Here is a 22,526-nt window from a genome sequence, read left to right on the forward strand (position 1 = left end):
GGCGTTTTTGCCTGTACAGGGAGGCGGCATGACAGAGACGGCGAGCGGTCCGGCACGGAGTTCCCGCGCCAAGGGCACCAAGGCGACCAAGGGGCTGCGCATCGAGCGCATCCACACCACCCCCGGCGTGCATCCGTACGACGAGGTGTCCTGGGAGCGCCGTGACGTCGTCATGACCAACTGGCGCGACGGCTCGGTCAATTTCGAGCAGCGTGGCGTCGAGTTCCCCGACTTCTGGTCGGTGAACGCGGTCAACATCGTCACCAGCAAGTACTTCCGCGGTGCCGTGGGCACCCCGCAGCGCGAGGTGAGCCTCAAGCAGCTCATCGACCGCATCGTGAAGACGTACCGGAAGGCCGGCGAGGACTACAAGTACTTCTCCTCGCCCGCCGACGCGGAGATCTTCGAGCACGAGCTGGCGTACGCCCTCCTGCACCAGATCTTCAGCTTCAACAGCCCCGTCTGGTTCAACGTCGGTACGCCCCAGCCCCAGCAGGTCTCGGCCTGCTTCATCTTGTCCGTCGACGACTCCATGGAGTCGATCCTCGACTGGTACAAGGAAGAGGGCATGATCTTCAAGGGCGGCTCCGGCGCCGGCCTGAACCTCTCCCGCATCCGCTCCTCCAAGGAGCTGCTCTCCTCCGGCGGCAACGCCTCCGGGCCGGTCTCCTTCATGCGCGGCGCCGACGCCTCGGCAGGAACGATCAAGTCGGGCGGCGCCACCCGTCGCGCCGCCAAGATGGTCATCCTCGACGTCGACCACCCGGACATCGAGGGCTTCATCGAGACCAAGGTGAAGGAAGAGGTGAAGATCCGCGCCCTGCGTGACGCGGGCTTCGACATGGACCTGGGTGGCGACGACATCACGTCCGTCCAGTACCAGAACGCCAACAACTCGGTCCGGGTGAACGACGAGTTCATGAAGGCGGTCGAGGAGGGCGGCAAGTTCGGCCTGCGCGCCCGCATGACCGGCGAGGTCATCGAAGAGGTCGACGCCAAGACCCTGTTCCGCAAGATGGCCGAGGCGGCCTGGGCCTGTGCCGACCCCGGCATCCAGTACGACGACACCATCAACGCCTGGCACACCTGCCCGGAGTCGGGCCGCATCAACGGCTCCAACCCGTGCAGCGAGTACATGCACCTGGACAACACGTCCTGCAACCTCGCCTCGCTGAACCTGATGAAGTTCCTCAAGGACGACGGCAAGGGCACCCAGTCCTTCGAGGTCGAGCGCTTCGCGAAGGTCGTCGAGCTCGTCATCACCGCGATGGACATCTCCATCTGCTTCGCGGACTTCCCGACCCAGAAGATCGGCGAGAACACCCGCGCCTTCCGCCAGCTCGGCATCGGCTACGCCAACCTCGGCGCCCTGCTGATGGCGACCGGCCACGCGTACGACTCCGACGGCGGCCGCGCCCTCGCCGGCTCCATCACCTCCCTGATGACGGGCACGTCGTACAAGCGCTCCGCCGAACTCGCCGCGGTCGTCGGCCCGTACGACGGCTACGCCCGCAACGCCCAGCCGCACCTGCGCGTCATGAAGCAGCACTCCGACGCCAACACCAAGGCCGTCCGCATGGACGACCTGGACTCGCCGATCTGGGCCGCCGCCACGGAGGCCTGGCAGGACGTGCTGCGTCTCGGCGAGAAGAACGGTTTCCGTAACTCCCAGGCGTCCGTCATCGCCCCGACCGGCACCATCGGTCTGGCGATGTCCTGCGACACCACGGGTCTTGAGCCCGACCTCGCCCTGGTCAAGTTCAAGAAGCTGGTCGGCGGCGGTTCGATGCAGATCGTCAACGGCACCGTCCCGCAGGCCCTGCGCCGCCTGGGTTACCAGGAGGAGCAGATCGAGGCGATCGTCGCCCACATCGCCGACCACGGCAATGTGATCGACGCCCCGGGCCTCAAGCACGAGCACTACGAGGTCTTCGACTGCGCGATGGGCGAGCGCTCCATCTCCGCGATGGGCCACGTCCGCATGATGGCCGCGATCCAGCCGTGGATCTCCGGTGCACTCTCCAAGACGGTCAACCTGCCGGAGTCGGCGACCGTCGAAGACGTCGAAGAGGTCTACTTCGAGGCCTGGAAGATGGGCGTCAAGGCGCTCGCCATCTACCGCGACAACTGCAAGGTCGGCCAGCCGCTCTCCGCCAAGACCAAGGAGAAGGAGAAGGTCGAGGTCACGGAGAAGGCAGAGGCGACCATCCGCGAGACGGTCGAGAAGATCGTCGAGTACCGCCCCGTCCGCAAGCGCCTCCCGAAGGGCCGTCCCGGCATCACCACGTCCTTCACGGTCGGCGGCGCCGAGGGCTACATGACGGCCAACTCCTACCCGGACGACGGCCTGGGCGAGGTCTTCCTGAAGATGTCGAAGCAGGGCTCGACCCTCGCCGGCATGATGGACGCTTTCTCGATCGCCGTCTCCGTCGGCCTCCAGTACGGCGTGCCGCTGGAGACGTACGTCTCGAAGTTCACGAACATGCGCTTTGAGCCCGCCGGCATGACGGACGACCCGGACGTGCGGATGGCGCAGTCGATCGTCGACTACATCTTCCGCCGCCTGGCGCTCGACTTCCTGCCCTTCGAGACGCGCTCCGCGCTCGGCATCCACTCCGCCGAGGAGCGCCAGCGCCACCTGGAGACGGGTTCGTACGAGCCGTCCGACGACGAGATGGACGTCGAGGGCCTGGCCCAGTCGGCACCGCGTGCCCAGGAGCTGAAGGCCGTCGCCACGCCGAAGGCCGAGGTCGAGGTGGCCAAGCCCGCCCCGCAGCAGGCCCACACCAGCGCCGAGCTGGTGGAGATGCAGCTGGGCATCCAGGCCGACGCCCCGCTGTGCTTCTCCTGCGGTACGAAGATGCAGCGAGCCGGGTCCTGCTACATCTGCGAGGGGTGCGGCTCGACCAGCGGTTGCAGCTGACACTGGGCGGAACTGCGTCGAGGGCAACACCCGGCAAACGCTCACCTGACAAGTAGTCCCTGATGAGAGGGGCGTCAGCCTCGCGCTGACGCCCCTCCCGCGTAGCGGCCTTCCCTGGGGAGACATCAGCCGCTCAAGCGCCCGCACCAATGTTGCATCCAGCGCAACCGCCCTACAGGCCCCCTGTGAGGGTGGTTGACGAGAAGCACCGATCCGGGCGCCGTCTACCGAAGGGGGCTTGTTGTCACGGCGCTGCGATGGCACGCTCGTGGGCGTGATCAAGAGAATCGAGTCCTCTGCTCGCCTGTGAGCGAGACACCCGGAATGGGACTGCCCGGAGATCAGACAACGCTGTTCGGCCACGCGCTCCGACTGCATCGGCTGTCGCCGGACAAGCCCCTGCCACGCGAAGGCGAGCCGTATCCCTATGAGGGACGGCGCCGAGGTGGACCTCGCCCGAAAGCGCCGCGCGACCGCAAGCTGGTGGGAGCCGATGTCGCCCGGATCCTCGACGAGCACTTCGCCGATCCGGACGCTGTGCCGAGTGCGCTGAACGACCGCTTCCATGACGTCTACGTGCCGATTCACCCCATCGAGCACATCGTCACCGCCGCCGGCATGGCTGGGGAAGTCCGCGCACGGGAAGTCGGTCGGTGGCTGGTGCGGCACGCGACCGATACGTCCGCCGTCACGGTCGGGTTGGCCTTGCTCGCTGCCGTGGGCACGGTGGACGACATCCCTCTGATCCAGATCATCGGACTGCTCTCCTGTACCTTCGGCCCGCTCGCAGCACGGGGCCTTGAGCGCTTGCCCGGCGGTGCGGATGCACTGATCTGGCTGGCGGAGCGGGTGACCGGCTGGGGCAGGGTTTACATCGTGGAGGCTCTGTGCCGGCTCGTGGAGGGTGACCCGATCGTCCGACCCTGGCTGTTGCGGAGGGCGGCCGACGGCGACTTCCTGAACGGCTACTTCGTGGGCGAGCGCTACTTCGCCGCGGCGACGATCGCCCAATACCTGACCAATGAGACACCGATCGGCACCGACGATCCTGGCTCGAAGGCGGGTTGGGAACGAGGCCGAGCTGCGTACCTCGCGCTGCTCGACAAGGAGGACTGGTGTGCCACAGCGCGTGAAGGACTCGCTGCCGAGGATGGCCGGATCACGTGGCTGTCCGACTCTGTGGCATCGGAGCTCAAACTGAGGGCCTTCCAGCACGACAGGGCGAGAGCTGAGGAATAGCGCGTGCCAGGAACAAGTGCTCTCCACCGGACCCTCGGCATCCCTTGGGTGTGAACCCACGGTCAGGGCGGTGGCGCCGATTCCCGGCGCCACCGCCCTGGACCTCGCTACGCGTGGCGCGCCCGCCCCATCGTTGCCGTGAACGTCGACGGGTCGTCCTCGAAGCCTTGGACGCCGGGATGGAAGTCCCAGGTACCGGACCCTTCGCGCACGAGCTCCGCGACCGTCGCCGCTGTTGCCCCCAGAATGTCGCCGAAGTTGTCCTCGGCCAGGACGGTGTAGCCCTCACGGATACGGAGCGCCGGATTGATCACACTGACGAAAGTGCGGTGCTCGGAGCGCTGTTGGATGATGACGCCGACGACCACGCGCGCGTAGCGGGCGTCCAGCCGGTCCAGCTCGACCGTCATGACCTCGTCCCAACCGAAGCCCTTGCCGTCCTTGCTGTCGCGGTTGAGGTAGATGGTGCCGTCGGGGGAGCGGCTGTCGAAGTGCACTACATACGCGGGATCCCCGTACGGATCGCTCGCCAGGTAGGTGGCGGCGACGACGTCCAGATCGGTGGGCGGCCGTCCCGCCGGACTCGGGTCCCACTTCAGGGCGATCTCGACCTTGCGGATGCCCTTCTTGAGGCCGTTCACCAGACTTCCCCTTCCCCCAGTGGTGCCGCCCGAACTGCCGGGCAGACAAGGCAGATTGCCCATCCTGCCACGCGCGCCCGTGCACTTGGGGGCGAGCTCTCCGCCCGAGGGTGACCGACGCCACGCTCCGTGGCCTTACGATGGCGCGGTGCTGGTCAAGTGGATTCGCTGCACCGTGGTGGACCGCCGCGGTTTCGAGCGGGGGCAGCGAAAGTGGGCGGGGCTTCTGGGGGAGCCGGGGTTTCGGGGGCAGGGTGGTGGCTGGAGCCGGGGACGGCAGGGTGTGGCGCACATCTTCGCCTTCTGGGAGAGCCGTGCCTTCTACGACTCCTTCATGGCTCGCTCCCACGACCGCCTGGCGGCAGCACAGTCGGGCACCTTCAAGGACAGCCAGGTCAAACTGTTCGACTACCGCTTCGACGTGAAGACCGGCTTCGAACCGCGGTTCTCGGACGCCGACCTGGTACGGGTCGCCCACTGCCGCGTTCACGAGGAGCGAGCCGAGCACTTCACACTGATGCAGGAGAAGGTCTGGAACCCGGCGATGGCCGGTTCCCCCGGCATGATCCGCGGACTGTTCGGAGAGGCGCCGGGAAACGAGTTCCTGGTGCTGTCGATGTGGCTGTCGGCCGCCGAACACGGCAAGTACCGCACCGAGCGCGTGGAGCGCCTGGCCCTGCGGGCCCAGATCGAGGCGGACGTAGTCGCCCTCACGGGCGACATTGTCCAGCTCGAACCGAGCTGGACGGTTTGACGTCCGCACCTGTTACTCGTGCGTCTTACCGTGGCTCTTGGTGCCGGAAGATGTGACCTACGCTGTATGGAGGCCGTACGAGTGCTCGATCGGCCCTCAACCGATCTAGGGTTTTGGCATGGCACGACCACGGCGCATCGTCCTTGTTCGACACGGCGAGTCAACGGGCAATGTTGATGACACCGTGTACGAGCGCGAACCCGACCACTCCCTGGGCCTGACCGGCCAGGGCTGGCAGCAGGCCGAGGAGACGGGCAAGCGGTTGCGCGAGGTGTTCGGCCGCGAGCGCGTCAGTGTGTACGTCTCCCCCTACCGCCGTACGCACGAGACCCTGCGTGCCTTTCATCTGGACCCCGACCTCATACGCGTGCGCGAGGAGCCCCGGCTGCGTGAGCAGGACTGGGGAAACTGGCAGGACCGTGACGACGTCCGGCTGCAGAAGGCCTACCGGGACGCGTACGGACACTTCTTCTACCGCTTCGCCCAGGGCGAGTCCGGCGCCGACGTGTACGACCGGGTCGGCGGTTTCCTGGAGAGCCTGTACCGCAGCTTCGAGGCCCCCGACCATCCGCCGAACGTGCTGCTGGTCACCCACGGCCTTGCCATGCGGTTGTTCTGCATGCGCTGGTTCCACTGGACGGTCGCGGAGTTCGAGTCGCTGGCCAATCCGGGGAACGCGGAGATGCGGATGCTCGTTCTCGGAGACGACGGCAAGTATGTGCTCGACCGGCCCTTCGAACGCTGGCGGGATCCGGAGCCGTACGGGATCACCGGATAGGGTGGCAGGGCGATGACCGCTGATTCCTCTCCCGACGGGCGCCTGGACCGCGCCCTGGCCAGCCTGCGCGGACTGGCCGTGGGGGACGCGCTGGGCTCACAGTTCTTCGTACCGGTGAACTACCCGCTGCTGAAGCACCGCGAGCTGCCGCCCGGTCCCTGGCAGTGGACGGACGACACGGAGATGACCTGCTCCGTGGTGGCGGTCCTGGCCGCCCACCACCGCATCGACCAGGACGCCCTCGCCCACTCCTTCGCTGACCACCACGACTTCGACCGTGGCTACGGCCCCGCGGTCAACCGCCTGCTGCGACTGGTCCGGGAAGGCGGTGACTGGCGAGAGCTCGCCGCCCAGCTCTTCAACGGCCAGGGGTCCTGGGGCAACGGTGCCGCGATGCGGATCGCGCCCCTGGGTGCCTGGTACGCGGACGACCCGGAGCAGGCGACCCACCAGGCCGAGATCTCCTCGTACCCCACCCACCAGCACCGTGAGGCCGTGGTCGGCGCCATGGCCGTCGCCGCGGCCGCCGCGCTGGCCGCCGCTCCCGGCGGGCCGCCCAGCCCGGAGGCGCTTCTCGACGGCGTCGTCGCGCTCGTTCCGAAGAGCGCTGTCGGCGCGGGCCTGCGGCGTGCCCGGGACATGCTCGACTACGCGGATGCAGGCACCGTCGCGGCCGTGCTGGGCTGCGGCCGGCGTACGACGGCCCACGACACCGTGCCTTTCGCGCTCTGGTCGGCCGCCAGAGGGCTGGGGGACTATGAGCGGGCGTTCTGGACGACTGCGCAGGTCGGCGGTGACGTGGACACGACCTGCGCCATCATGGGTGGGGTGATCGCCTCCGGCAAGGCGGGGACGCCACCGGCCGCGTGGGTGGAGCAGACGGAGGCTTTGCCCGACTGGGTGCCCACCTCCAGCTGACGGGACCTTCCGCGGCGTTTCTGCCGCGGCCGTTGTCCGTCGACGGGGCGCGGTCTGCGGTTCGATCGGGAACTCTCTGTGTGCGTCGGGAACTCTGTGTGACCACTCGGGCGTTCTCGCAGTATCCGCTGTGTGATGAATGGGTTCGCACAGGCAGGTGACATCCGAGGGCCGCAGGGGGTGGGTCATGCATTTCGTAGGCGGTTTGCTGACACTGCCAGCCGTGCTGGCCGTGCTGGCCCGAGCGCGCGTCGTGCGAATGGCCGGACCGCCGTCGCCGTCGGTCTCCCGGACCGGGGCCGGCCATTCGCAGCGTTGTACGGGGACTGTCGGCTCAGCCGATGCCCGGACCCGCGGTGCCGGCGAGGGCATCCAGGTCGCTCTTTCGGACTCTGATCACCAACCAGGCGGTGACCAGAGCGAGTACGGCCATTGCCGCGGCCGCGATGAAGCCCGTCGAGATGCCCTGAGCGAGCACCTCGTGCCCCCAAGGGGCGGGCAGCTGATGGGTCTGCCCGAACTCGGCCTTCTGCTCCGCCGAACCCTCGGCGAGGAACTTTGGCAGTTGCTTCTCCGCCTCGTCCTTGCTGGCCGAGCCGAACACCGTCGTAAGGATGGACAGGCCGAGCGAACCGCCCACCTGCTGCGTGGCGTTGAGCAGTCCGGATGCCGCGCCCGCCTCGTGCTGGGCGACACCGGAGACCGCGGTGAGCGTGAGCGTCACGAAGTTCAGACCCATGCCGAAGCCGAACACCAGCATCGGCCCGAGCACACCGCCGACGTAAGAGCTGTCGGAGCTGATGAGGGCCTGCCAGCCCAGCCCGATCGTCGCGAGCGCCGAGCCCACGATCATGAACGGCTTGGGCCCGAGGACCGGCAGGAATCGCTGGGACAGGCCGGCCCCCAGCGCGATCACGACCGTCACGGGCAGGAAGGCGAGACCCGCCTGGATCGGGGTGTACCCCAGCACGTTCTGCACGAAGAGCACGATGTAGAAGAACATGCCGAACATCGCCGCGGCGAGGCTCAGCATGATCACGTAGGTCCCCGAGCGATTCCGGTCGGCGAACATCCTGAGCGGCGTTATCGGTTCCTTGGCGCGGGACTCGATGAACGCGAAGGCCAGCAGCAGGACCACGGCGGCGCCGAAGGAGCCGATGGTCAGGCTGTCCCGCCATCCCTCGTCCGCTGCGCGGATGAAGCCGTAGACGAGCAGGGCCATGCCCGCCGTCGAGGTCAGTGCGCCCGCGACGTCGAAGCGCCCGGTGTGCCGTTCGGAATCGCTGATGTACAGCGGTGTGAGTACGGCGATCAGCACGCCGATGGGTACGTTCACGAAGAGCACCCACCGCCAGTCGAGCCACTCCGTGAGCATGCCGCCCGCGAGCAGGCCGATGGCACCGCCGCCCGCGGAGACCGCGGCGAAGACGCCGAAGGCCCGGTTCCGTTCCGGCCCTTCGGGGAACGTCGTGGTGATGAGAGCCAAAGAGGTGGGCGACGCGATCGCGCCTCCCACTCCCTGCAGGACTCGTGCGGCCAGCAACTGCCAGGGCTCCTGCGCAAGGCCGCCGAGCAGCGAGGCGAAGGTGAACAGCAGGATCCCGGCCATGAAGACCCGGCGGCGGCCGAGGATGTCGCCGGCCCGGCCGCCGAGGAGCAGCAGGCCGCCGAAGGTGAGCGTGTAGGAACTGACGACCCAGGTGAGGTCGGTCGTACTGAACTTGAGCGCGTCTTGAATGTGCGGGAGCGCGATATTCACAATCGTCGCGTCGAGCACCACCATGAGTTGGCAGGCCGCGATGACGGTGAGCGCGATGCCGGGATGTCCCTCCCGGCGGGCCGCACCTGGTTTCTGGTCCTGAGTCAACTGAGAGGTTGTCACTATGGGTCCCCCACAAGTGCCCTAGTGAACGATGGCGTTCACTGTTGCGTCAACGGTAGTGAGTCCCAAGTAGTGAACGCAAGCGTTCACTCGGCTTCTTGTCGTGCGGCACGTCCCCCGTTGTTGCCGCGCGGCATTCCCCCTGCTCCCGGAATTTCCACTTCCCCTGTCTGTTGGAGACGCTCAGATGGTTACCTCGCGCTGGACGGCCGCCCCCGCTCAGACGGTCTCCCTTCGCCGGCGCGGCGCCGTGCTCGAACGCGCGATCCTCGATGCCGCCCTGGATCAGCTCAGTACGGTCGGCTGGAAAGGCCTCACGATGGAAGGCGTCGCCGCCGGCGCCCAGACCGGGAAGGCTGCGGTCTATCGCCGCTGGCCGTCCAAGGAAGACCTCGTCGCGGACGCGCTCCAGGCCGGGCTGCCGCCTTTTGAGGAGGCACCCGATCTGGGCAGCGTGCGCGAGGACCTGCTCACCTTGTGTCGGCGGGCGCGGGATGCGATGTTCTCGCGTCCCGGCTTCGCGCTCAGCGCGGTGATTCACGAATGCGACCCCGCCCAGGCGGCACGCTTCCACGGCGTGATCTTCGGAGGGGTCGTGGAGCCGACCCTCAGGCTGCTACGCGAGATCATTACTCGTGGCATAGAGCGTAAAGAGGTGCGGGACGATGCGGCCAACGGCTACGTATTCGATGTCATCCCGGCGATGCTGATGTACCGATCCAAGATGTGCGCAAGTGAATGGAATGATCGGGATCTCGAAGAGATGATCGACCAGTTGATGCTCCCGCTGTTGCGGCCGACCGGCGGATGACCGGGGTTCGCGGTGCCCGTGAAGCCTCTTCGGGGAACCGGGGTGTCGGAGGGTGATCCGGTCGGCGTAGGCTAAGGGCGCCATGCCGTACGAACCGCCTACTCACACCGTCGAGCGCTCCCTCCGCGCCACGACCGGAGCGAAGATCATTGCCGGTGTCGACGAGGTGGGGCGCGGCGCGTGGGCCGGTCCCGTCACCGTCTGCGCGGCGATCACCGGACTGCGCCGGCCTCCCGAAGGTCTCACCGACTCCAAGCTGCTCAGCATCAAGCGGCGCACGCAGCTCGCCCACGTGCTGCGGGACTGGGTCACGTCCTACGCCCTGGGACATGCCTCCCCGGAGGAGATCGACCAGATGGGCATGACGGCCGCTCTGCGGCTCGCGGCGGTGCGCGCCCTGGATGCTCTGCCGAGCCGTCCCGACGCGGTGATCCTCGACGGGAAGCACGACTACCTCGGGACGCCCTGGAAGGTCCGTACGGTGATCAAGGGCGACCAGTCGTGCGTGGCCGTCGCAGCGGCCTCCGTGATCGCCAAGGTTCAGCGCGACAAAATGATGGCCGAACTGGGCATCGACCATGCAGACTTCGATTTTGCGGCCAACGCCGGGTATCCGTCGCCCGTGCACAAGGCCGCACTGGAGGAGCGGGGCCCCACCCCGTACCACCGGTTGTCGTGGGCGTATCTTGATGCGCTGCCCCAGTGGCGGCACCTCAAGAAGGTCCGCAGCTGGGCGGATGGAAGCGTTCCGGAGATCGAGGGGCAGCTCGGCTTCGATTTCTGACGGTTCCGATCGCACTCTGTGCCACCCGCCGACGCGAGCCGTACCAACGTTTGATAAATGTCAGCTCATGCCTCTCATTCCCGAGGAGCCTCAGATTCACGAGAGTGCCCAGGGTCCCCGCGCCACTCCGGCCAGCGGCCGTAACGCGCCGACCCCTCGTCCTGTACCCGGCCCCCGCCCCGCGGCTCACCCGCGCCCCGGTCGCCCAGGCCCGCTGAGGCCCGCGCCGCCGGTGCAACGTACGCCGCGCGACGTGGCCGTGGCCACGCCCGGACCGTCGGGCCCCGCCACCCCTGTCGCCGCCGCTCCGGCCACGGTGACCCCGCAGATCCAGTTGATCCCGGCCTCCGCCGAGGGTGCGCTCGATGCTGCCGAAGAAGCCGTCGACCTGCTGCTGGACTCGGGTCGCGCCCCCGGTGACGTGCTGGTGATCACCACCGGCGAACAGCACCCGTGGGCCGTCCATGAGCTGTCCTTCGGTGAAGCGTCGTACTGGGCGCAGCACGACGCTGCCGACGACGTCTTCTATACGGACGCCGCCATGGCTTCCCGCGCCGCTGCCCGTCCTGTGGTTGTGGTCGCCGTCAATGGCGGCCCCGACTCGGCCGCCGCCGAGGCCCTACCGCTCGCTCATGCCCGGGCCGGTGCCCTGCTGATCGTCTGCGGCGACCCGCAGCAGATCAACTCGGTGTTGGGTACTGGCGTCTGAGCCGCGTCCGGTACGTCCGGGGCATGCTGGGGTGACAAAGGGTGCCGCCCAGGCGGCACCTGCACGGCGGTCGTTTCTGTGTGCCTGCAACCCGGGCGGGGTGGCATCCATGTGCGGGTGCCGCGTGTTGTTCTGCGCGATTGCGGGCCGGGTCATGCCGTGGCTGTCCGTCGTGCCGACGGGGTGTTCCCCGTACCGGTGCTCGGAGTTGTCGTACGGACTCGGCTGTGTGCCGTGAATGCGCACCACGGCCTACGAGTACGGCATCAGCGCGCGGCCCGCGTGCACAACGCTCGGGCGTGTCAGCGGGCCGCCGCGCGGCGCAGGACCTCAGAGACGGCGCCGCCCGTGCGTGGCGGCGGAGGCGGCGCCTCGGAGGTGGCGAAGGGCTCAGGTGTCGAGTCCACGTTCGGGCGGCGTCCGCCTCGGCCCTCGCCGATGACCTGCCAGCCGTCCCGGGTCAGCGTGATGTACGCCCCGCAACGCAACCCGTGCAGAGTGCAGGCGTCACGCAGTCCCCACATCCACGCGCCGTCCTCTTCCGTCCAACGGGCGTCACCCTCGCGGCAGTAGAGCAGCACGGCGGTGCGCACGGGTGTGCGGCGCCGCAGGTCGTGCGGGATCACCCGGCGAAGCTGGGCCAGCAGCACGTTGCGGGACATCCACCCGTCCGCCGGTGCCGGGCGGCGGGTGAACGAGGCGCTCGCCCGTAGTCGCTCGTCGGGGTCGAGGACCGCCACGATCGCGGTTGCCGGTTTGGGACGGTGGCGCGTGTGCAGTCCGCTGACGACCTCGCGGGGATTGCTCAGCAGGGGGATTCCCGCGGCGGCCCACTCCGCGGGTTCGAGCATGCGGGCCAGAGGATTGGCGGATGCGGCGGACAGGTCGGCAGGCGACGACGTCGACGCCGCGGAGGACGGAGCGAATCCGAAGGTCACGGTCCTCCCTTCGGCTACGCGCCCATACTGCGGGCGGGGTCGGATTCGGGGGAGCGCACACCGCAGCAGAGCCCTACCTGATCACGGACGAGCCGTGCGGGGAGCGGACCTCAATTCTTCCTGTCGAACTTGGTTGCGGCAACGAGCAATTGGGCCTACCGAACCTTTTCTGGCGATTGGCGTCTTATATCCCTACCCGGTGTTCTGGGAGACGACGCACGGGACGTTCGAGCACGGCACGTTCGTACGTCGGCGCAGGAGTGCGGGCATCGTCTCGCGCGTGCTCAGCCGCGTACCGCCAGGACCAGTGGCAACACCCTCTGGGCACCGGACCGCAGGAGCAGGCGGGCGGCGACCGCGAGGGTCCAGCCGGTCTCGGTCACGTCGTCCACGAGCAGCACGGGGCCGGGCGCGGCATGGAGGGCCTCCTGCAGGGGCGGGGGGACGACGAGCGCTCCTTCGAGGGCACGCAGGCGTTGGGCGCTGTTGGAGCGGGGAAGGGACAGCTCGGCCGCATGGTCCGTGTAGGCCAAGGAGCCCAGCAGGGGGAGACGACCGACCGCGGAGATTCGGTTGCCGAGCGACTGGATCAACTGTGGCCTCGTGCGCGAGGGCATGGTGATCACGCCGACGGGACGGGGTGGGGCGTCCGGCCTGCCGGACGCCCAGCCGTCCGGTGCCTTGGCCCAGTCGGCCAGTACGGTCACGACGGCGTTCATCACGTCGTCGGGCGCCGGGGCGTCCGGGGTGTGGGGCGCGAGGAGGGGGCGGAGCCGGTTGCCCCAGCCGATGTCGGAGAGCCGGCCCAGCGCCCGGCCGGGGGTGGCTTGCTCGCCGGGCGGGATACGGCCCTTGAGGTTGACGCCGATGGCCGGGAGTCCGGTCGGCCACATTTTGCGGGGATCCACCACGACACCCGCGCGCGTGAGCGAGCCGCCGGCGGTGTCCAGTGCGTCCGGGGAGACCTCAGCTGTGAAACGGGGGCCGGCGCAGTTGTCGCAACGGCCGCAGGGGGCGGCCTCGTCGTCGTCCAGCTGCTGCCTCAGGAACTCCATGCGGCAGTCGCTCGTGGTGGCGTAGTCGCGCATGGCCTGCTGCTCGGTGGCGCGCTGCTTGGCAACCCATGCGTACCGCTCGGTGTCGTACGACCAGGGGGTGCCGGTGGCGACCCAGCCGCCCTTGACGCGATGGACGGCGCCGTCCACGTCGAGGACCTTGAGCATGGTTTCCAGGCGGGTGCGGTTCAGCTCCACGAGGGGTTCGAGCGCGGGTAGCGACAAGGGGCGGTCCGCCTGCGCGAGGATGTCGAGGGTGCGGCGGACGGCCTCCTCGGGCGGAAACGCGACGGAGGCGAAATAGGCCCAGATCGCTTCGTCCTCACGGCCCGGCAGCAGGAGGACTTCGGCGTGTTCGACGCCGCGCCCGGCACGGCCGACCTGCTGGTAGTACGCGATGGGGGAGGAGGGCGAACCCAGGTGGACGACGAAGCCCAGGTCGGGCTTGTCGAATCCCATGCCGAGTGCGGAAGTGGCCACGAGCGCCTTGACCCGGTTCGCGAGGAGGGCTTCCTCGGCCTGCTGGCGTTCGGCGTTCTCCGTCTTTCCCGTGTAGGAGGCGACGGTGTGACCGCACTGCCGCAGAAAGGCGGTGACCTCCTCGGCCGCAGCGACCGTGAGGGTGTAGATGATCCCGGAACCCGGCAGGTCACCCAGGTGATCGGCGAGCCAGGCAAGCCGGTGGGCCGCGTCGGGCAGCTGGAGCACTCCGAGACTGAGGCTCTCGCGGTCCAGCGGGCCACGCAGCACCAACGCGTCCGTGCCCGTGCCTGTGCCCAGTTGTTCGGCCACGTCGGCAGTGACCCGTGCGTTGGCGGTGGCGGTGGTGGCGAGCACCGGAACGCCGGACGGGAGGTCGGCGAGCATGGTGCGCAGCCGCCGGTAATCGGGGCGGAAGTCGTGCCCCCAGTCGGAGATGCAGTGGGCCTCGTCGACGACGAGGAGTCCGGTGGCAGCGGCCAGTTCGGGCAGGACGTTGTCGCGGAAGTCCGGGTTGTTGAGTCTCTCCGGGCTCACCAGCAGCACGTCGACCGTGCCCGCGGCGACCTCGGCCTGGATGGTTTCCCACTCCTCCGTGTTGGAGGAGTTGATGGTCCGGGCGTGGATACCGGCGCGGGCAGCCGCGTTGACCTGGTTGCGCATGAGCGCGAGCAGGGGAGAGACGATGACGGTCGGCCCCGCTCCGCGCTCGCGCAGCAGGGCGGTCGCCACGAAGTACACCGCGGACTTGCCCCAGCCCGTGCGCTGCACGACGAGGGCCCGGCGCTTGTCCGCCACCAGCGCCTCGATCGCCCGCCACTGGTCCTCGCGCAGTCGGGCCGATCCGGTGCCGTCCCCGACCAGACGGGTGAGGACCGCATCGGCTGCCGCGCGCAATTCCGCGTTGCTCGTGTGCGTCATACGTCCCATACAACAGGACCACACTGACAGCCGGGGATTCTCACCGGCCGAGGCGGCGGACGTCTCAGCGGCGCACCAGGCATGCGAGCCCATGATGGCGTGTCCATGATCGGACTTATCCACAGGTCGAAGCGGAACCTGGTGATCCGCGAGATCGTCTGGGCATGACGAATCACAGCGAAACGACTGGATCCTCAGAGAATGGCGACATCAGCGGACGAGACGGATATGAGAGGCATGAAGCCTCTGGCGCGGACGGCGGGCGACCTGGGACCGCGCCCAGCCAGCACGTCGAGTGCGTGACGTACGCCGCCCACGGAGGCGACCATCAGGTCACTCTGCGTACGCCGGCCGAACTGGCCGACGCGCTGCCGTACCTGCTCGGGTACCGCCCCGAGGACAGCATCGTCCTGGTCGCCCTGCACGACCGAGGCGGTCGCGGCCGGTTCGGCGGACGTGCCCGGCTCGGCATTCCGACCAGCGGGGACGACTGGGAGTCCGCGGCCAGGCAGCTCGCCCAGGGCCTGATCACGGGCAGCGCGCGCAGGGGTGCCAAACCCGAGCAGATGGTGGCGTATCTCTGCCAGGAGCCCGCCAAGGGCGAGACGGGGCAGCAGGTCATGGGGCGGCTGGCCCGACTCGCCGGGTTGCTGCGCACGGAGTGCGGCCGCCTCGACGTACCCGTCATCGAGGCCCTGTGCATCTCCGACGGCCGCTTCTGGTCGTACTGCTGCCCGAGCGAGGGATGCTGTCCCCCCGAAGGGCTGCCGATGGGGCTGCCCGGCACCTCCGTGCTGGCTGCCGCGGCTACCTATGCCGGGCTCCAAGTGCGAGGCACTCTGCGCGAGTTGCGGGCCAGGCTGCTGCCCTGGGAGACAGCCGCCGCATTGGAGCAGGAGGCCGTCCTGGACACCGCGAGCATGGCGCAGATCCCCAGGATGCTGGACGAAACCGGCCGGGCGGACGTGGCAGAGGAGACGATGGCCCTCGCCGAGCGGGTGATGGCACGGTTCGCCGAGGCGGTGCCCGTCTCCGGGCCCCTCCTGGCGGACCTGCGTGACGACGAACTGCTCGGACACGAGGAAGCGGCCACGCTGATCCTCGGCCTGCAGGACCGCTCGACGCGCGACCGTGCGGCCGAGTGGATGGAGGGCCCCGAGGCCGGCCCGGCGCTGCGTCTCTGGCGAGCCTTGGCCCGCCGTTGCGTCGGGTCGTACGGCGAGCATGCGGCGGCCCCGCTCACCCTCGTCGGCTGGGTCGCCTGGTCAGCCGGGGACGACATCGAGGCGCGAGAAGCCATGGCCATGGCCCTGGGAGCCGATCCCGACTACCTCTTCGCCCGCCTCCTGCACCAGGCGTGCAACGAGGGCCTGGACCCGGAGTCCATCCGCCGCTGTCTGCGCGAGGCGCGCATGGCGCGTGCGGCAGACGGAGCGGGAGGAGGGACCGGCGAGAGGGGATCTGAGCCCTCGACGCGGCAGGAAATCGTGGCGCCGACGCAGGCGGACGTGACAGATGTTGGTGGAACTCCGTCGCCGCGGGGCGTGACCGGTGTCGGGGACGCCCCCGCGTCGCAGGACGTGACCAGTGTCCAGGACACTCCCGCGTTGCAGAACGGGGTCGGTGCCGGTGGAGCGGGCGCGGCGGCTTCCCATCGCCGTCGCCGGAGCAGGTCCGGCGGTGGCCCGGACGGCCGCCCGCACGTCTCAGGCGCGGGAGAACAGCCGTCGGGGACGGATGAATCCCACACTCGCCCACGGCCGGCGGGCTTTACGCGTCCTGGTGCTTCGGGGACAGCCGGTACGCGTCCACGGCCGTCGGGGAAGGGGAGCGCGCGCCCGCCGCACCCCACGGGCCAGGACGGCACACGGCGGCGCGGCACCCGACCCGGAGTCGCGCGACCGGGAGGCGATGCGGCCGAGGGGGAGGCATGAGCGACCGCCCGGAAGGTGACGGCGGCCGACTCCGTGGCCTCTCCGGTCGGCTGTGCGGGTGCGGCGCGCGGATGTGGCATGCCCTCCGCCGCGGGACGGCGGGCGAGCCGGCCCGAGGCGGGTCCGGGCACGGCGGGAGGGGGGCGAGGTCGGCTGGGGGATGGAGAGGCAGGGCTGACGGTCGGTCGTCGCGGCGCCCGTCCTCTTCGCGCCCGCCGCCATTCGGTCGGCTTCCGGGGCCACGGGCGTGACCACGACGAGGTCCGTCCCGTTCACCTGAGTGGCGGAACGGCTGGACGGGTGCCGCCCACCGCCCTTGTCCCTCAGGAGCCCCGCACCCGGCGCCGAACACGACCCAGGCGCACAGAGCGCAGAGGAAGCCGCCCCTTGCATCAGCCGACTCCGCCCTCCGCCGCCGACGACAACAGCTCTGCTCTCGGCAGTTCCCCTTCCCCCCGGGGCGGAGGCGTCGATCCACCGGCCCAGGCAGCGGGCTCGAATGCGTACGAGCCGATCTTCGCGAGCGATACCGAGCGCGCCGAAAGGGCGACGAGGTACGACCAGCGCCTGACTCAGAGGCCGAACCCGGGCGGCCCCTCTCCCTTACGGACGGGGCAGGCGCACGTTCTCACGGGCAAGGACCAGAGGCTGCCCTCATGGGCAGGTCCAGGGCCCCTGTCCGCGTCCGCGGACCAGAACCAGCCCCCGCCTATGGCCGGACCACAAAGGCCCGTTCCGTCGACAGCTCAGCACTGGACCCCACCCCCGGCCGTCCCCAACCCGCACCGCACAACCTCGCCCACTCCGCAGAACCACTTGCCGCCGCCCCCGAGCCCGCCACTGCCCGCTCGCCGCCCTGCCGACCTCCCCCCGGCCCACACCGCCCTCATCTGCGTCGCGCTCCCGGGTCTCGCCATCTCCTCGGATCAGGGGCAGTTGACCGGACACGGGCTGGAGGGTTTCTATCGCGCGGGCCGGCGTGTGCTCTCCCGCTGCCAGGTTCGCGTCGCCGGTCGCGAACCGGTCGCGGTCCAGGCCCGGACGACCGCGGCGGACCACGTGCGCTTCGTGGGGACGCTGCGCGTTTCCCCCGGCACCGGTCCTGATCCGGACGTCGTTGTCGAACGCACACGTCACGCGGACGGCACGGAGCGCATCACGCTCCACAGCGCGGCCCTCCGCCCGCTCCGCCTGCCGGTGGAGGTGGCCCTCGGCACCGACCTGGCCGACCTCGGCGCGATCGCATCGGGACGAGCGGGACCCGAACTGCCCGCCAGCGTCCACGACTCCGGCCTGCGCTGGTCCTGCGCCGACGGGAGCGCATCGGTCACGGCCGATCCGCCACCAGCCGATGCCCTGGCCTCGGCAGGACTGCTGCGCTGGGAGTTCCACCTGCCCCCGGGCGGCACGGCCAGCGTGGAACTGCGGGTACGACCGGACGGCGCGGGACCCGTCAGATCCGTGGGGCGCGCGGCGACCAGCCCACTGGCGTCCGCACGGGCGACAGGCGACCACTCCGGCGTGCAGGCCCTGCTGCACACCGGCGGCGAGGACTTGCAGGCCCTGCTGCTGCGCGATCCGGCGCACCCCACGGACACGTACCTGGCGGCAGGAGCACCCTGGCGCTGCGGGCTGGCGCCGGCCGAGGCGCTCGCTGCGGCCCGGATGACACTGCCCCTCGGCACCAGGCTCGCCGCAGGCACCCTGCGCACCCTCGCGCGCACCCAACTCTCGGGCCTGGAGGCACAATCCGGCATGATCCCTGGGCCGAGGCGGGACGCGGGGGCGCATCTGCCGCCCGGTTGCACGGGCACGGAGGCCACGCTGCTCTTCCCGGCTCTTCTCGCGGAGGCCAGGAGGTGGGGACTTCCCCACCATGAGACGGAGGAACTGCTGCCGGCGGCCGAACGGTGTCTGGCCTGGCTGCGGACGACCGTGGGCGACGGGGCGTATCTGTGCGATCCACAGCCCGGCGGGCCCGTCCGCTGTGAGACACAGGCCCATGCCCACCGCGCGGCCCTGCTCGGTGCCGAGCTGCTCGACGCGTGCGGCAGACCGGGTGGCACCGAGCTGCGCCAGTGGGCACGGGAACTGCGGACGGCGTTCCGCGCGGACTTCTGGATCGAGGACCGCGGTGGTGGCCGGCCGGCGACCGCCCGTGCCCCGGACGGGCGCCTCGTTCCGCAGCTCGGTGCCACCGCCGTTCACCTGCTCGACACCGGGCTGCTGGGCGAGGGCGAGCTGGCACCCGGGCTGCTCGACCGAGTACAGACCGAACAGCTCGCCAGACTGTTCGGGAGCCCGGCCATGGACTCCGGCTGGGGGCTCCGAGGGCTGGGCGCGAAGGAGGCGGGATACAACCCCTTCGGTCATCGCGCCGGTGCCGTACGGGTCCACGAGACGGCGGTCGCCGTCGCGGGCCTGGCCGCGGCCGGCTACGAGAAGGAGGCCGGTTCGCTGCTGCGGGGCCTACTGGCGGCAGCCGAGACCTTCGGCCACCGGCTCCCCGAGATGTACGCGGGGGAGCAGCGCACCGACGGGGGCGCACCGCTGCCCCATCCGGCGGCCTGCCGCCCCTCGGCGACGGCAGCGGCCGCCGGGGTCCTGCTGCTGACCACCCTCGCGGGGATCCGCCCGGACGCCCCGGCCGGGACGGTCACGCTGCGTCCCATGCGCAGCGCGCCCCTCGGGGAGATCAGCCTGACCGGCTTGCGGGTCGCTGGTTTCCCCTTCTCCGTGAGGGTCAGCCGACTCGGCCTTGCCATGGTCGAGGAGGCGGCCGACGGACTCCAACTGAGAGCCTGACCTCGTACGACATGGCAGCGGACGACGATTGGGAGCGCACCGCGAATCCCCGGCCGGACCGAAGCCGACCAGCCACCGATGCGGCCGACGAAGGGAGTGTTTATCGTCAGGCAGACGACTATGATCGCCGCATGCCCTACGACCCGTCAGCATTTCCGCCCTTCGCCGTCACCGTGGACCTGGTCGTGCTGACCGTGCGCCGCCATGCCCTGTGCGCGTTGGCGGTGCGCAGGGGTGAGCCGCCGTTCCAGGGGCGCTGGGCGCTTCCCGGCGGCTTCGTACGGGCCGACGAGGATCTGGCTCAGGCCGCGGCGCGCGAGCTGGCCGAGGAGACCGGACTGCGCGCGCACGATCCGGCCGTCCCCGTGCAGGACAACGGGGCACATCTGGAACAGCTCGCGACCTACGGCGACCCCAAACGCGATCCCAGAATGCGTGTCGTCAGCGTCGCCCACCTCGCCCTCGCCCCCGATCTGCCCGCTCCCCGCGCGGGTGGCGACGCCAGCAACGCACGCTGGGCGCCCGTCGAGGAACTGCTACAGCAGAGCGGATACGGCCGGGACAGCGAACCGGTCGCGCCGCTCGCGTTCGACCATGCCCAGATCCTGGCGGACGGCGTGGAACGTGCCCGTTCCAAGATCGAGTACTCGTCGTTGGCCACCGCGTTCTGCCCGCCCGAGTTCACCGTCGGCGAGCTGCGCCGTGTCTACGAGGCGGTGTGGGGGGTCGCGCTCGACCCCCGCAACTTCCACCGCAAGGTGACGGGAACCCCCGGCTTCCTCGTCCCCACCGGGGGGACGACCACCCGCCAGGGCGGCCGTCCCGCCCAGCTCTTCCGTGCAGGCGGCGCCACCCTGCTCAACCCGCCGATGCTGCGCCCCGAGGTGTGACACCGGGGCGCCGGGCACCGACGGCCGACCGGCCGTGACCGAACCGCGGACCGGCCTCTCTTCCGAACGGCGAACAGGGGCCCGATCAGGTTCGTCGGCGGGCCGTCGGAGGATGGCCGGCCGACTGTGGAACGGGCCTTGTGGTACCCGAAAAACCGGACATAGCGCGCTATCTTGCTACGGGTGATCCAGGCACTCGGACTGACCAGCAACTCCCGCAAGGATCTTCCGCCCGCAGTCGACGACGTCTCCTTCGAAGCGCGCGCAGGCCGTGTCACCGCGCTTCTCGGAGCGGCGGGCGCAGGCAAGACGACGTCGCTCAGGCTGATGCTCGAACTCCAACAGGGCCGCGGCATCACCTATTTCAGAGGCCGCCCCCTGCACCGCATCGCGCACCCCTCGCGCGAAGTCAGCGTGCTCCTGGGTGATGTGCCGGGCCATCCCGCCCGCACCGTGCGCGGTCACCTGCGCATGCTGTGCGCCGCGGCGGGTGTCCCGGTCCGGCGTGCCGACGAAGTCCTCGAGGTCGTCGGCCTCGTCAGCCTGCGGGACGAACGGCTCGGCACCCTCTCGCGCGGCATGGACCGTCGCCTCGGACTGGCCTGCGCCCTGCTGGCAGACCCGCACACCCTCCTGCTCGACGACCCCACCGACGGCCTCTCCGCCCGCGAGAACCAGTGGCTGTACGGCATGCTGCGGGCACACGCCACCCAGGGCGGCACGGTCCTGTTCACCACGGCAGATCCCAAGGAGGCGGCGCGCGCCGCCGACCAGGTGGTCACGCTCGACGCGGGCAGACTCGTCGCCGATCAGGAGGCCGCGGAGTTCGCCCGCACCCGCCTGCGTCCCCGGGTCGCCGTGCGCAGCCCTCACGCCGCCCGCCTCGCGGCCCTGCTCGCCAAGGAGGCCCGTACCGCCCAGCGCTCCGTCGAAGTCGTACGAGAGGGCGGCAATCGTCTGTCCGTTTACGGCAGCACCTGTGCCGACATCGGCGAGACCGCCTTCCGTCACGGCATCCTCGTCCACCAACTCGCCGACGAGATCGGGGACATGGGCCCGGGTGCGGTGGCGGTCTCCTCGGAAGAGTCACACGCCCCCGGCGGGCCCCATACGGAGGGTGCGGATCGGGAATCCGGCCCGTCAGAGTTGTCCGGTTCAGCGGGAACGCAGGCCGGTGCGAGCGAGGGAGAAGGGTGCCCTCGGGCGACCGCTCGCTCCGCCGAAGCCCTCAAGGCCATCGACCACCTGTCCCCGCTTCCACCCCCCATCTCGGTCCGCCCCGCGCCCAGCCCTTTGCGGCCGCTGCGCTACGAGCTGCGTCGCGCCGCCGGGATCGGGACCGGCTTCCTCACCGGCGCCGCCGTCCTTGTCACCTCCGCCCTCACCGCCGTGCTCCTGGCACGGATCGGACACACCCCTCAGCCGCGTCTGCTGGCCGCGTGGCCGCGGGAACTTCCGCTGCCGCCCGCGGCGCTCGGCGCGGGGCTGCTCGGGGCGCTGGCCTTCGGTGATGAGTTCCGCCACCCCGCCCTGGCGGCGGACCGCGGCACGGTGCCCCGCCGACTGGGGCTGCTCGCCGCGAAACTCGTGGTCGCCGCCGCCACCGCACTGCTGCTGGCCGTCCTCACGGTGGGCTGCGACGCCGAAGTGCTCTACCTCGTCTACGGACGGGAGCTCACGGAAGTTCCGGCCGACTGGTTGTCACTGGGCGCCAGTTGGATCGGGCTCGTGGTCGGCTGTGCGTGGGCCGGTGTGTTGGCCGCAGGAACCTTCCGGTCCACCACGGCCGGACTCGCCGCGGTGGTCGCCGTACCGGTTCTCGTCGTGCCTCTCGTACACAAGGCCTTGGAGGGGGCGTCCGTGCGGGCGGCGGCCGGACTTCCCGCGCGGCTGCGCGAGGTGTTCCTGCTGCAGTGGCCCTTTGGTGGAGAGCGCTATCTGGCAGCGATGGCACGGGTGCTCGTCCAACCTGTCGGTGGGGCGCTGACGTTGTCGCTGACCGCCCTGCTCTGCGCATATGTGCTCACGACCCTGCGGAGCAGGGTCCGATGACGACCGTCCGAG

The 22,526-nt window shown here is 69.9% G+C and carries 16 protein-coding genes; 12 read left to right on the forward strand and 4 right to left on the reverse strand.

Annotated elements, in window-relative coordinates; all coding sequences use genetic code 11:
- Window positions 1–28 precede the first annotated feature (28 nt).
- Together AC5P09_RS18925 and AC5P09_RS18930 are read left to right on the forward strand one after the other, a co-directional pair.
- Complete coding sequence (locus AC5P09_RS18925; RefSeq protein WP_345568957.1) at window positions 29–2,923, forward strand: vitamin B12-dependent ribonucleotide reductase; 2,895 nt, start codon at window positions 29–31, stop codon at window positions 2,921–2,923.
- 306 nt (window positions 2,924–3,229) lie between these two features.
- Complete coding sequence (locus AC5P09_RS18930) at window positions 3,230–4,162, forward strand: hypothetical protein (RefSeq protein WP_493875006.1); 933 nt, start codon at window positions 3,230–3,232, stop codon at window positions 4,160–4,162.
- A 107-nt stretch (window positions 4,163–4,269) separates the two neighbouring features.
- On the opposite strand, the gene AC5P09_RS18935 is transcribed toward AC5P09_RS18930, so the two are convergent.
- Window positions 4,270–4,803, reverse strand: a complete 534-nt coding sequence (locus AC5P09_RS18935) for a TerD family protein (protein ID WP_493875007.1) — start codon at window positions 4,801–4,803, stop codon at window positions 4,270–4,272.
- Window positions 4,804–4,951: 148 nt separating this feature from the next.
- Here AC5P09_RS18935 and AC5P09_RS18940 point away from each other — a divergent pair, with 148 nt between their 5' ends.
- The 3 genes from AC5P09_RS18940 to AC5P09_RS18950 all read left to right on the forward strand — a co-directional run bounded on the left by AC5P09_RS18940 (window position 4,952) and on the right by AC5P09_RS18950 (window position 7,253).
- Window positions 4,952–5,557, forward strand: coding sequence for a YdbC family protein (locus tag AC5P09_RS18940; protein ID WP_307677721.1), 606 nt, complete (start codon window positions 4,952–4,954; stop codon window positions 5,555–5,557).
- Window positions 5,558–5,675: 118 nt separating this feature from the next.
- Window positions 5,676–6,335 (forward strand): histidine phosphatase family protein, encoded by a 660-nt coding sequence (locus AC5P09_RS18945; protein WP_493875008.1) that lies wholly within the window; start codon window positions 5,676–5,678, stop codon window positions 6,333–6,335.
- A 12-nt stretch (window positions 6,336–6,347) separates the two neighbouring features.
- Window positions 6,348–7,253, forward strand: a complete 906-nt coding sequence (locus tag AC5P09_RS18950) for an ADP-ribosylglycohydrolase family protein (protein WP_493875009.1) — start codon at window positions 6,348–6,350, stop codon at window positions 7,251–7,253.
- A gap of 334 nt (window positions 7,254–7,587) precedes the next feature.
- Here the strand turns inward: AC5P09_RS18950 and AC5P09_RS18955 are convergent, their stop codons facing one another.
- On the reverse strand, window positions 7,588–9,135 hold the full coding sequence (locus tag AC5P09_RS18955; RefSeq protein WP_266432916.1) for an MFS transporter: 1,548 nt from the start codon (window positions 9,133–9,135) through the stop codon (window positions 7,588–7,590).
- Window positions 9,136–9,322: 187 nt separating this feature from the next.
- On the opposite strand from AC5P09_RS18955, the gene AC5P09_RS18960 reads away from it, so the two are divergent.
- The 3 genes from AC5P09_RS18960 (at window position 9,323) to AC5P09_RS18970 (ending at window position 11,439) form a co-directional block, all read left to right on the forward strand.
- Window positions 9,323–9,946 carry a TetR/AcrR family transcriptional regulator gene (locus AC5P09_RS18960; RefSeq protein ID WP_493875010.1) on the forward strand — a complete coding sequence of 208 codons (624 nt, stop codon included), beginning with the start codon at window positions 9,323–9,325 and terminating at the stop codon, window positions 9,944–9,946.
- Window positions 9,947–10,028: 82 nt separating this feature from the next.
- Window positions 10,029–10,730: a ribonuclease HII gene (gene rnhB, locus AC5P09_RS18965; RefSeq protein ID WP_493875011.1), complete on the forward strand. Its 702-nt coding sequence runs from the start codon at window positions 10,029–10,031 to the stop codon at window positions 10,728–10,730.
- 67 nt (window positions 10,731–10,797) lie between these two features.
- Window positions 10,798–11,439 carry a hypothetical protein gene (locus AC5P09_RS18970; RefSeq protein WP_493875012.1) on the forward strand — a complete coding sequence of 214 codons (642 nt, stop codon included), beginning with the start codon at window positions 10,798–10,800 and terminating at the stop codon, window positions 11,437–11,439.
- Window positions 11,440–11,741: 302 nt separating this feature from the next.
- On the opposite strand, the gene AC5P09_RS18975 is transcribed toward AC5P09_RS18970, so the two are convergent.
- Both AC5P09_RS18975 and AC5P09_RS18980 read right to left on the reverse strand, forming a co-directional pair.
- Complete coding sequence (locus AC5P09_RS18975) at window positions 11,742–12,377, reverse strand: hypothetical protein (protein WP_266432910.1); 636 nt, start codon at window positions 12,375–12,377, stop codon at window positions 11,742–11,744.
- A 284-nt stretch (window positions 12,378–12,661) separates the two neighbouring features.
- Window positions 12,662–14,833 carry a RecQ family ATP-dependent DNA helicase gene (locus AC5P09_RS18980; protein ID WP_493875013.1) on the reverse strand — a complete coding sequence of 724 codons (2,172 nt, stop codon included), beginning with the start codon at window positions 14,831–14,833 and terminating at the stop codon, window positions 12,662–12,664.
- 164 nt (window positions 14,834–14,997) lie between these two features.
- Here AC5P09_RS18980 and AC5P09_RS18985 point away from each other — a divergent pair, with 164 nt between their 5' ends.
- The 4 genes from AC5P09_RS18985 (at window position 14,998) to AC5P09_RS19000 (ending at window position 22,514) form a co-directional block, all read left to right on the forward strand.
- Window positions 14,998–16,767, forward strand: a complete 1,770-nt coding sequence (locus AC5P09_RS18985; RefSeq protein WP_493875014.1) for a DUF4192 domain-containing protein — start codon at window positions 14,998–15,000, stop codon at window positions 16,765–16,767.
- A gap of 888 nt (window positions 16,768–17,655) precedes the next feature.
- Window positions 17,656–19,572, forward strand: coding sequence for a glycogen debranching N-terminal domain-containing protein (locus tag AC5P09_RS18990; RefSeq protein WP_493875062.1), 1,917 nt, complete (start codon window positions 17,656–17,658; stop codon window positions 19,570–19,572).
- A gap of 131 nt (window positions 19,573–19,703) precedes the next feature.
- Window positions 19,704–20,462: an NUDIX hydrolase gene (locus AC5P09_RS18995; RefSeq protein ID WP_493875015.1), complete on the forward strand. Its 759-nt coding sequence runs from the start codon at window positions 19,704–19,706 to the stop codon at window positions 20,460–20,462.
- 183 nt (window positions 20,463–20,645) lie between these two features.
- Entirely contained in the window at window positions 20,646–22,514 is a 1,869-nt protein-coding gene (locus AC5P09_RS19000) for an ABC transporter ATP-binding protein (protein WP_493875016.1), read from the forward strand.
- The last annotated feature ends 12 nt before the right edge of the window (window positions 22,515–22,526 follow it).

Source organism: Streptomyces sp. a15 (assembly GCF_059026085.1).